At 48.5% G+C, this 10,733-nt stretch carries 10 protein-coding genes and 1 pseudogene; 2 read left to right on the top strand and 9 right to left on the bottom strand.

Going from position 1 to position 10,733, the window contains the following annotated elements:
* The first annotated feature begins 578 nt into the window (after positions 1-578).
* Positions 579-1,115, top strand: a complete 537-nt coding sequence (locus KDK18_RS07715; protein WP_257254322.1) for a hypothetical protein — start codon at positions 579-581, stop codon at positions 1,113-1,115.
* Between the two features lie 141 nt (positions 1,116-1,256).
* Here KDK18_RS07715 and KDK18_RS07720 read toward each other — a convergent pair whose 3' ends face one another.
* The 7 genes from KDK18_RS07720 to rpsL all read right to left on the bottom strand — a co-directional run bounded on the left by KDK18_RS07720 (position 1,257) and on the right by rpsL (position 8,634).
* Positions 1,257-1,871 carry an HD domain-containing protein gene (locus KDK18_RS07720; protein WP_257254323.1) on the bottom strand — a complete coding sequence of 205 codons (615 nt, stop codon included), beginning with the start codon at positions 1,869-1,871 and terminating at the stop codon, positions 1,257-1,259.
* 22 nt (positions 1,872-1,893) lie between these two features.
* Complete coding sequence (locus KDK18_RS07725) at positions 1,894-2,952, bottom strand: TauD/TfdA family dioxygenase (RefSeq protein ID WP_257254324.1); 1,059 nt, start codon at positions 2,950-2,952, stop codon at positions 1,894-1,896.
* Positions 2,953-3,007: 55 nt separating this feature from the next.
* Complete coding sequence (locus KDK18_RS07730) at positions 3,008-4,015, bottom strand: putative 2-aminoethylphosphonate ABC transporter substrate-binding protein (protein ID WP_257254326.1); 1,008 nt, start codon at positions 4,013-4,015, stop codon at positions 3,008-3,010.
* Positions 4,016-4,233: 218 nt separating this feature from the next.
* Positions 4,234-5,427, bottom strand: a complete 1,194-nt coding sequence (tuf, locus tag KDK18_RS07735) for an elongation factor Tu (protein WP_257254328.1) — start codon at positions 5,425-5,427, stop codon at positions 4,234-4,236.
* Between the two features lie 103 nt (positions 5,428-5,530).
* Complete coding sequence (gene fusA / locus KDK18_RS07740; protein ID WP_257254329.1) at positions 5,531-7,633, bottom strand: elongation factor G; 2,103 nt, start codon at positions 7,631-7,633, stop codon at positions 5,531-5,533.
* An 18-nt stretch (positions 7,634-7,651) separates the two neighbouring features.
* Positions 7,652-8,122 (bottom strand): 30S ribosomal protein S7, encoded by a 471-nt coding sequence (rpsG, locus tag KDK18_RS07745; protein WP_252177337.1) that lies wholly within the window; start codon positions 8,120-8,122, stop codon positions 7,652-7,654.
* 137 nt (positions 8,123-8,259) lie between these two features.
* Positions 8,260-8,634, bottom strand: a complete 375-nt coding sequence (rpsL, locus tag KDK18_RS07750) for a 30S ribosomal protein S12 (protein ID WP_034841716.1) — start codon at positions 8,632-8,634, stop codon at positions 8,260-8,262.
* Between the two features lie 309 nt (positions 8,635-8,943).
* On the opposite strand from rpsL, the gene glpX reads away from it, so the two are divergent.
* Positions 8,944-9,954 carry a class II fructose-bisphosphatase gene (gene glpX, locus KDK18_RS07755; RefSeq protein ID WP_257254330.1) on the top strand — a complete coding sequence of 337 codons (1,011 nt, stop codon included), beginning with the start codon at positions 8,944-8,946 and terminating at the stop codon, positions 9,952-9,954.
* Positions 9,955-10,095: 141 nt separating this feature from the next.
* Here glpX and KDK18_RS07760 read toward each other — a convergent pair whose 3' ends face one another.
* Positions 10,096-10,554 carry a hypothetical protein gene (locus tag KDK18_RS07760; protein ID WP_257254331.1) on the bottom strand — a complete coding sequence of 153 codons (459 nt, stop codon included), beginning with the start codon at positions 10,552-10,554 and terminating at the stop codon, positions 10,096-10,098.
* Positions 10,555-10,575: 21 nt separating this feature from the next.
* Positions 10,576-10,674 (bottom strand): annotated as a pseudogene (locus tag KDK18_RS14725) (hypothetical protein); the annotation flags it as partial.
* Positions 10,675-10,733: the final 59 nt, after the last annotated feature.

Below are 10,733 nucleotides of genomic sequence, written 5' to 3' on the forward strand. Positions count from 1 at the left end.
GACCGAACAAAAAAATAAGGACTAATAGTGGAATATTATTCTCAAGCTTTTTTATGTAAATATAAGTGACAAATAAAAGCCAAGAAAAGCAAAGCTGGTTGCAATATTCAGCCTGAATAGTTCATGTATTTCTTTTGCTTCTAAACAAAGATTCCCTTTTTTATATAAAACCATTGAAAAAACTAAACCGCACAAAAGAAATGAAATCAATGAATACTGTATAATTTCACCGGGATCAAATTCTTTCGAAACGTAAGCAAACGAAAAAGCCTGAATTGATACAGATATCAATATAAATAATACAGGATGCACTTGCAATTCCTCAAGAGCAGGCTTTAAAAAGGCCTGAGCTTTCTAAACCATGAAGCTTTTCAAGTGAGGCATAGTAAGCGGTTTCTCTTCATGAAACAAATTTTTTTCACCCTGATTCCATATTGCACTCTTCAAATGTTAGTAACTCTGACAATTATGTAATTGAATGGTTTCATATTGAGCAATATCATTCAGTACATAAGTTCATCCACGGAAGAACTACCCCAGAGTAACAATTAATAAATCGATGCTAATGGAGGTGCAATATGATTTATACCCATACCGACCAACGTGTTGCAACGGATCAATATCGCCCGACATCTGAAGTCACTTTTTCAGAAAAAAATGAAGCAAGCCTTTCTGGCAAACGGGTAGCTATCGCTGCGCACTCCAATGAAGGCCCACACATGACTGAAGGGAGCAGCAGATATGAGGGGCAGCCACTGAAAACCCGAAAAACCAATCGCGTCCTGGCCTCATTGTCAGCGATCGCGACAGGCGTTGCATCAGCGTTATACATCATACCAACTGCCACTGCCGTTGGAGCTTTTGCTACGGGCTCCATGGGTGCACTGCTTGGATCGATAGCAGGGCCAGCAGGCCTGTTTACCGGTGGCGTTATTGGTACCTGTGTTGGGGCTTTCGTCGGATTTAGCGTGACAGCCTACTTTACCCCCTATTGTATGGCAAAGGCTTATAATAGGGTTCTGGAAGCGACCAATGACAATGGCTTCGAACGATCAAAGCTTGCTGACAGGATTGTGGCTTATTATGAGGGGGCAGCTTCAACATCAAGAGCATAAAGCCAATACAATCAAAACTATAAGCCGAAAATCACTGCGACCACCGCAGTGATTTTTTTATCCCTCGTTTTCACAGTTCCTCGTTTTTCCAGTTTTCTTTTGATTGGTGCGCTTTATTACCTTAAGCACTTTTGTTTCAGACTAATCCCGAAACGCAGCCGGGTTGAGCCCAAGACCCATAGCAGCCAATATGCTATCGGGAGCAGACATCTCAGTGATCATCAAACACTCTTCAGTCAGCTTCAGGTAGTAATCCAGATCAGGATGCTCCAGCTCTGCTTGCTTGCCCATATCATCATAAACCCGAACTCGCATAGCTTCCTTGTAATAAGGTTCCGCTTCAAAAGCCGCGACTTCCTGATCACTCATCAAACCACCTTGTATAGCAAGAGACTCCCGCGAAGCCTCGGTAAGTTTGTCGTAATAGGCAGGCTTAAGTGTGCACATGTATCGCTTTGCCTGAACATGTAGACGAATACAATCTGTGACCAGTGTTGGCAGATAGCCTTTTAAACAGCGTTCACCAATATCTTCATGAAAGCCATCGATGCCATGATCGGAAATATCCTCAGGGAGACCATGCAACAAATGGCCAATATCATGAAGGAAAGCAGCAACCACTACTTCCTTTGAGCTGCCACCCTGTTCAGCGTAAAAGGCTGACTGCAACATATGATTGGTCATTGAGATATGCTCACCATAAGCAACATGACCATTCTTGATATATTGTTTGCGGATAAAGTCAATAACTCTCATTTCAATAATCTTTTCTTCTGGATCAATTCATTCGCTTAAGTTCACTGCGCAGGGAATCAATATCCGCATAAGCCCCCTGAAGATGTCGTTTACCCCGGGCTGGCATTTCACGACCATGCAGAACCCGCTGATTGTTGAACATCATCAATTCACCCGGAGCCAGCTTACAGGCATATTTACAGGCTTCACTGTGAAGAAGATTCATAAAAAACTGATAGGCTTCGTAGAAGTCTCTGGTTTCTTCAAATGGCAGTCGCACCGGCTGGACCGAGCGGTTGTTAATACGAATACCGATGATTTCACCCTCGCAGCCCAACTCTATCACCGGGCCAGTGCTCGACAAACTGGCGCTATCACTGCTGAAGTTGTAATGCAGGGTGGTTGTCGAAAGCAGAGCGAAGTATTCAGGATACTGCTGTCTCAGCAACTGTGCCGCATAAAAACCATCCGCCAGAGCGGTGATGCCACCCTCCGGGGCAGCCTCAAGGCAATGCAGCAATTGCAGTGTTGGCACCGGATGACGGTAAGGATTATCCGTGTGAAGGCTCAGCGGCCTGGGCGTAAAGGCGAGATTTTCCGGCTCTTCTTTGCTTATTACTTCAAAATAACGGCCATAGTTGGTTTCACGGACATAGCCAAAATGATCGACAACCTTGAGCACCTGACCTACCTGAGCTGGCACATTGTAGAGAAATGACAGACCGTGGGTCTCAATGGCTTTCAACCACTGTCGTTTAACCTCAGGATCGTCTATAGCGTTGTAGTCAAAACGAATACTGTCAGCCTGCAAGCCCCCTCCCCACAAACTTGGTGCTTCAGGGACAAACGCCTCAGCGATGAGCAAACTTGCCGGATAGATTGACCGGTGACCATCCTGCCAGAGAATCTGCAAGCTTTTATCAACACCAATATCAACGACAGTTGCCGTTTCTGGCCTGATATCCATAGACACGTCCATTACCTCAATCAGCCTTTGCCCCGACTCATGTCGGCATTGATGACAAGGACAGTTATCGCGAAGCCAGAAGTAATGAAATGGCTTATCGTGGAAAAACAGATGATCATTGAAGAGCTCAAGCATGGCATCCCCCTTAAACCCACGGCTTCAGTTTTATTAAGTGTTTTGGCGACGGGTATTATTGTTCTGACTTAAACTCAAACTTAGCGGACCATTCTTTAAGAACAGCATCGCGCTCATTGGCCATTCGACCAAAATCAACGTCAGCCATGACAGCTTCAACATCGGGGTAATTTTTGACTTCGCCTTTCACATCCTTGTGAGCGACAACCGGGTAAACCGTGTTGTAAAGCTCATTGGCTTCTTCAGAAACCGACCAGTCAGCCAGTGCTTTTGCTGCATCGGACTTTATATTGACCAGACCAACTGCCTCTAAATCCCAGCCAACACCCTGAGGCATCACAAGATCTATTGGTGCACCCTGAGTTTTCAATTTAGCGCCACGCAGGGCAAATGAAATACCAATCACCGTTTCTCCTTGCGCTGCTTCAACACAGGGCTTGGAGCCAGAGTGAGTATATTTGGCAATATTTTTATCCAGAGCCTCCATATATGACCAGCCATTTTCTTCACCCATGGTTTGCAGCCAGGCAGCCACCTGAGTGTAACCCGTACCGGAAGAGGCTGGATTAGGCATGACAATATGCCCTTTGTAGACCGGATTCAGAAGGTCTTCCCATTTTTCAGGTTTTGGCAGAGCCAGTTTTTCAGCCTCTACGCTGTTGAAACAGATCGCATTAAAAAAAGCATCATGTCCGTACCAGGCTTTATCGCTTTCCGGATCCACCATGCCGGATTTAAGCTCGGAGACACCTTCCGGGGTATAGGCTTTAATAATGCCCTGATTTTTCAGCAGCACCTGGGATGAAGCAGCCAGCCCCCACACCACATCAGCAGGAGTTCCTTTTCCTTCTGCAAGTATTCTGGCAGTGATTACCCCGGTAGAATCACGAACCCAGTTGATTGTGATATTCGGATGCTCTTTCTCAAAAGCCTCTTCGAATGTTGATAGCAGATCTGTTTCAAAAGCCGTGTAAACAGTCAGTTCCTCAGGCGAATTAGCCCAAGAAGAAGCGCTAGCAACAGATACTGATACCAGAGCTAGACCAGTCATCCATTTTTTCATAGGGTCATCTCCAATCACAAGCGACCTGAACCAAACTACATATTCTGGCACCACCGTACACTGGCTATGTTTCAATCAAATGAAACCCTTTTATCTATGCCTTATCAATTACTCCCGGAGTTGGAAATATGATGTCGTTTAAATACTTACAGACAAAAAAAACCCCGGAAAAAATCCGGGGTTTTTATAGGGTGGTCTAGATTACCAGTGATTCAGTATCACTCGATGATCTTGGCAACAACACCAGCACCTACAGTACGACCACCTTCACGGATAGCGAAGCGCAGACCGTCTTCCATCGCTACTGGAGCGATCAGGGTAGCTACGAAGTTAATGTTGTCACCTGGCATCACCATTTCAACGCCTTCTGGCAGTTCTACAGCACCGGTCACGTCAGTGGTACGGAAGTAGAACTGAGGACGATAGCCCTTGAAGAATGGAGTGTGACGACCACCTTCGTCCTTGGACAGAATGTAAACTTCTGCTTCGAACTTGGTGTGAGGAGTTACAGTTCCTGGCTTGATCAGACACTGACCACGCTCAACTTCTTCACGCTTGGTACCACGCAGCAGCGCACCAATGTTCTCACCTGCACGACCTTCGTCCAGCAGCTTACGGAACATTTCAACACCGGTAACAGTGGTCTTGGTAGTCTCTTTGATACCAATGATTTCTACTTCTTCACCAACAGTGATGATACCACGCTCAACACGGCCAGTGACTACGGTACCACGACCAGCGATAGAGAATACGTCCTCGATAGGCATCAGGAACGGCTGATCGATAGCACGCTCTGGCTCAGGGATGTATTCGTCCAGGGTTTCAACCAGCTTCTTAACAGCGGAAGTACCCATTTCGTTGTCGTCTTTACCTTCCAGAGCCATCAGGGCAGAACCAGTGATGATTGGAGTGTCGTCACCTGGGAACTCGTAAGTGTCCAGCAGCTCACGAACTTCCATTTCAACCAGTTCCAGCAGCTCTTCGTCGTCTACCATGTCAGCTTTGTTCAGGAATACCACGATGTAAGGTACGCCAACCTGACGAGACAGCAGGATGTGCTCACGAGTCTGAGGCATGGGGCCGTCAGCAGCGGAACATACCAGGATAGCGCCGTCCATCTGGGCAGCACCGGTGATCATGTTCTTAACGTAGTCGGCGTGTCCTGGGCAGTCTACGTGAGCGTAGTGACGGCTAGGAGAGTCGTACTCTACGTGAGCAGTAGAGATGGTAATACCACGCTCACGCTCTTCAGGAGCGTTATCGATCTGAGAGAAGTCTTTAGCTTCGCCACCCCATACTTCTGCACATACGCGAGTCAGTGCAGCCGTCAGAGTAGTTTTACCGTGGTCAACGTGACCGATGGTGCCGACATTTACGTGCGGCTTCGAACGTTCAAATTTTTCCTTAGCCATTTCTCTTGACCCTTAGATAGATATCAATGGTTCGGGGGGTAGTGATTCTCGGTACAGCATTCTAACAGCCCTTTATGTCTGTTAGAACACCGCACATACACTATTAACCCTGATTTTTAATGACCGCTTCAGCAATGCTGGCGGGAGCTTCGGCATACTCGCTGAATTCCATCGAGTATGTAGCACGCCCCTGAGTTGCTGAACGCAGATCTGTGGCGTAGCCGAACATTTCACCCAGTGGCACCTGAGCGTTAATGACCTTACCGGAAGGTGTGTCTTCCATACCCTGAACAATACCGCGACGACGGTTCAGGTCACCCATAACGTCACCCATGTAGTCTTCAGGTGTCACCACCTCAACTTTCATCATGGGCTCCATCAGAACAGGGTTAGCCTGTGGCGCGTATTTCTTCAGACATTGAGAAGCAGCGATTTTAAACGCCATTTCGTTGGAGTCAACATCGTGGTAAGAACCATCATACAGACGAGCTTTCAGACCCAGCAGAGGGTAGCCGGCGATAACACCGTTCTGCATCTGCTCTTCCAGACCCTTCTGAACAGCCGGGATGTATTCCTTGGGAATAACACCACCAACAATCTCGTTGACGAACTGAAGACCTTCTTCACCTTCTTCAGCCGGAGAGAACTCGATCACAACGTGACCGTACTGACCACGACCACCAGACTGCTTGGCAAATTTGTGGTTAGCGTCAACGGTGGCTTTCAGCTTCTCACGATAAGCAACCTGAGGCTTACCAATGTTAGCTTCAACCTTGAACTCGCGACGCATACGGTCAACGATGATGTCCAGATGCAGCTCACCCATACCGGAGATGATGGTCTGACCACTCTCTTCGTCGGTGTGAACACGGAAAGAAGGATCTTCCTGAGCCAGTTTACCCAGAGCGATACCCATCTTCTCCTGGTCGGCCTTGGTCTTAGGCTCAACCGCAACAGAGATTACCGGTTCCGGGAACTCCATGCGCTCCAGAGTAATAACGCTGTCCATGGCGCACAGAGTGTCACCCGTGGTTACGTCCTTCATGCCGATCAGAGCAACGATATCACCCGCCAGACACTCTTTGAGTTCTTCACGGTTATTAGAGTGCATCTGAACCATACGACCCACACGCTCACGCTTGCCCTTGACAGGGTTGTAAACGGTGTCGCCGGAATTCAGGGTACCGGAGTAGCTACGAATGAAGGTCAGGGTGCCCACGAATGGGTCGGTAGCAATTTTGAACGCCAACGCAGAAAACGGAGCATTGTCGTCAGCTTCACGGGTTTCAACCGTGTCTTTACCGTCGTCCAGGATACCTTCAATGGCCTTAACTTCTTTCGGAGAAGGCATGTATTCGATGACGGCATCCAGAACGGCCTGTACACCCTTGTTCTTGAATGCGGAACCGCCGAATACCGGAATAATTTCGTTAGCCAGGGTGCGAGCACGGATACCGGCCTTGATTTCTTCCTCAGAGAGTTCACCTTCTTCCAGGTACTTCTCCATCAGCTCTTCAGTAGCCTCGGCAGCGGCTTCGACCATGTACTCGTGCATTTCGGCACACACATCGGCCATCTCAGCAGGAATGTCTTCGTAGGCGAAGGTCATGCCCTGGTCCGCTTCGTTCCAGATGATCGCCTTCATCTTAACCAGATCGACAACACCCTTGAACTCGTCTTCAGAACCAATGGTCATCTGCATGGGAACGGCATTAGCGTTCAGACGATCACGCAGCTGGTCGACTACCATCTGGTAGTTAGCACCGGTACGGTCCATCTTGTTGACGAAGACCATGCGCGGTACTTCGTACTTGTCAGCCTGGCGCCATACAGTTTCAGTCTGAGGCTGAACACCGGAGGAACCACACAGAACAACAACAGCGCCATCCAGTACCCGCAGGGAACGCTCAACTTCGATGGTGAAGTCAACGTGTCCGGGGGTGTCGATGATGTTGACACGATGCTCATCAAACTGAGCATCCATACCACGCCAGAAGCAGGTGGTAGCCGCAGAAGTGATGGTAATACCACGCTCCTGCTCCTGCTCCATCCAGTCCATGGTAGCCGCACCATCGTGCACCTCACCAATTTTGTGGCTCAGACCAGTGTAGAACAGGACACGCTCAGTGGTCGTTGTCTTACCCGCGTCAACATGGGCACAAATACCAATATTGCGATAGCGGTCAATAGGGGTTTTACGGGCCACGACTCAATCCTCTGATACTTAGAAACGGTAGTGAGAGAACGCTTTGTTAGCTTCAGCCATGCGATGCACGTCTTCACGCTTCTTGACAGCAGCACCCTTGTTCTCGGCAGCATCCATCAGCTCGCCGGCCAGGCGCAGATCCATGGACTTCTCACCACGCTTGCGCGCAGCGTCTACCAGCCAGCGCATAGCCAGGGCCGTGCGACGGCTTGGACGAACTTCTACAGGTACCTGGTAGGTAGCACCACCGACACGGCGGGATTTTACTTCTACCACAGGAGCGATGGACTCGAGCGCTTTTTCAAACTGCTCCAAAGGATCCTTGCTGGTACGCTCCTGAACTTTGTCCAGTGCGCCATAGACGATTTTCTCGGCAACAGACTTCTTACCGGAAACCATCACATGGTTAATGAATTTTGCCAGCGTCTTGTTATGAAACTTTGGATCTGGCAGTACTTCGCGCTTGGCGACTACGCGTCTTCTTGGCATTGATAAGCCCTCTTTTCGGCCTTCAGGTAGCTCAGGAAAAAACTCCTGACCTTACTCTTATCAACCTACTGTTTAAATGCTTGCTCTAATGAGCGTTCTCAAGTCTAGTCTCTAGACACTAGTTTCAAGCTACTAGTTCAAGACTTAGGCTTTTTGGTACCGTACTTGGAACGGCCCTGCTTACGGTCGTTAACACCCTGGGTATCCAGGCTACCGCGAACGGTGTGGTAACGAACACCTGGCAAGTCTTTTACCCGACCGCCACGGATCAGAACAACACTGTGCTCTTGCAGGTTATGACCTTCACCACCGATGTAGGAAGTCACTTCGAAGCCGTTGGTCAGACGCACACGACAAACTTTACGCAGCGCAGAGTTTGGCTTCTTGGGAGTAGTAGTGTAAACACGGGTGCATACACCGCGACGCTGTGGGCAGGCCTGCAGCGCAGGAACGTCGGTCTTTTTGACCTTACGCTTACGAGGCTTGCGAACCAGCTGGTTAATTGTTGCCATTGGCGAACTCCAGTCGTTTCTAAGTGAGTAAGAATCTGCTGCGTCAGAGGAGTGCGCAGAAGATTCTTTGCTTCAACGGCAAAAGCCGGCGTAAAAACCGGCATCTACCAACCCCTGAAAATACAGCTAGGGGCAATATAAAGCGGCGAAATTTTACGGAATGCAGGAAATGGCGTCAAGCCTGTGGATAACACAATTCGAATAAAAGAGAAAACTCGCGAGGGTAAAATCTTGCCTGTTACGGTTCACTCTGGGTCACCGAGTTGTGCTAAAGTCCCGCCCATACCCAAGATCACTTTCAGGATTAACATGAAACGCGAACTGGCGATTGAATTCTCACGTGTGACCGAAGCGGCAGCACTGGCTGGCTATAAATGGCTTGGCAGAGGCGATAAGAATGCAGCGGACGGCGCAGCGGTTGAGGCTATGAGAGCCATGCTCAACAAGGTTGAGATAGATGGCGAGATTGTCATTGGTGAAGGCGAAATCGACGAAGCCCCCATGCTTTATATCGGCGAAAAAGTTGGCAAAGGTCAGGGCGAGAGCATTGATATTGCCGTTGATCCTATTGAAGGTACCCGCATGACCGCAATGGGACAGAACAATGCCGTGGCTGTTCTGGCCGCCGGCGAGAAAGGCTCTTTCCTGAAAGCACCCGACATGTACATGGAAAAACTGGTTGCAGGCCCCGGTGCAAAAAACGCCATCGACCTGAAGCTGGGTCTTAAAGAGAACATCCACAATGTCGCCAAAGCGCTGCACAAACCCATAGAAAACCTGACCGTGATCACTCTGTCCAAGCCTCGTCACGACAGTGCTATTGCGATGATGCAAAAAATGGGTGTAAAAGTTTTTGCCATTCCCGACGGTGACGTAGCCGCTTCTATCCTGACCTGTATGCCTGACAGTGAAGTCGACATGATGTACTGCATCGGCGGTGCACCAGAAGGTGTTGTATCGGCAGCCGTGATTCGTGCATTGGGTGGCGACATGCAGGGTCGCCTGATGACTCGTGATCAAGCCAAGGGCGATACACCTGAGAATAAGGCTGCCGGTGACATTGAGCGCAGCCGTTGTAAAGAGATGGGCATTGAGCCCGGCAACCTGTTGCGTCTGGATGATATGGCCAGCTCTGACAACGTGGTGTTCTCAGCCACCGGTATTACCAAGGGTGATCTGTTGGAAGGTATTTCCCGCAAGGGCAATATTGCGGAAACAGAAACACTGGTGATTCGTGGTAAATCCCGTACGATCCGTCGCATCAAGTCTATCCACTATCTGGATCGTAAAGACGACGACATCAAGGGTGTCATCTTTTAACCCTATTTTCCTCCGCGCCATTGTTTCCAAGCTATTGTTTCCAAGCCATTGTTGAAAACAGGCAATGGCTCTTCCCTTGATGTTTTATTTCGAGGGGATAGTCAGGGGTGTATGCCCGAAAATAGCTCGGCAAAACATTCTTTAATCGTTTCTTACGAGATAATTACCAGCAGCGTTGGCAGTAGTCCCGACAATAGACACGGCAGCCATAGAAACAGCTTCGAAATTTCCCAAAGCAAAACCGATAGCAGCACCGCTGGCAACACCGCTAGCGAAACCGTCCGTCTTTTTACAAAAGTGGGCACCCCAGACAACCGTTACAACAGATAAAGACAGCACTCTAACGAGGGACCCAGCAGCAAACCCGGCACCAGCAACTCCGGCACCAGCAACTCCGGTAGCTCCGGCAGCAAACCCTGCAAAAGTCGAAGGAGCAAACGAGGGAGCATAAGTACAAACAACCTGACAGATAAACTTAATAGTTTTTTTCGAAATAGTTACCACGCGTTCCTGCAATGGTATTTTTTTTATCTCTTTTATATCATCATCATTCAGTTGCTTTCGACAGAGATGACAGTTTGTTTGGTTATATTTTTCCAAACTTACCCGCATGCATGATCTACCATAAGCATGTCCACAATGTAGAGTGATGCTTTCACATCTACCTGAATCTTGACATAGTGTGCATTCAACACCATTAACACCGTTAAGACTGTCCATATCGAAGGTCTCCTATTATATTTTCCGTTACTTACAACCTTAGATATTTATATTTGGTT

This window comes from Endozoicomonas sp. SESOKO3 (genome assembly GCF_024606255.1).

Excerpts from the sequence above, each read along its gene's own strand:
- KDK18_RS07715 (WP_257254322.1), top strand. The coding sequence starts at position 579 with ATGATTTATACCCATACCGACCAACGTGTTGCAACGGATCAATATCGC.
- KDK18_RS07720 (WP_257254323.1), bottom strand. The coding sequence starts at position 1,871 with ATGAGAGTTATTGACTTTATCCGCAAACAATATATCAAGAATGGTCAT.
- KDK18_RS07725 (WP_257254324.1), bottom strand. The coding sequence starts at position 2,952 with ATGCTTGAGCTCTTCAATGATCATCTGTTTTTCCACGATAAGCCATTT.
- KDK18_RS07730 (WP_257254326.1), bottom strand. The coding sequence starts at position 4,015 with ATGAAAAAATGGATGACTGGTCTAGCTCTGGTATCAGTATCTGTTGCT.
- tuf (WP_257254328.1), bottom strand. The coding sequence starts at position 5,427 with ATGGCTAAGGAAAAATTTGAACGTTCGAAGCCGCACGTAAATGTCGGC.
- rpsG (WP_252177337.1), bottom strand. The coding sequence starts at position 8,122 with ATGCCAAGAAGACGCGTAGTCGCCAAGCGCGAAGTACTGCCAGATCCA.
- rpsL (WP_034841716.1), bottom strand. The coding sequence starts at position 8,634 with ATGGCAACAATTAACCAGCTGGTTCGCAAGCCTCGTAAGCGTAAGGTC.
- glpX (WP_257254330.1), top strand. The coding sequence starts at position 8,944 with ATGAAACGCGAACTGGCGATTGAATTCTCACGTGTGACCGAAGCGGCA.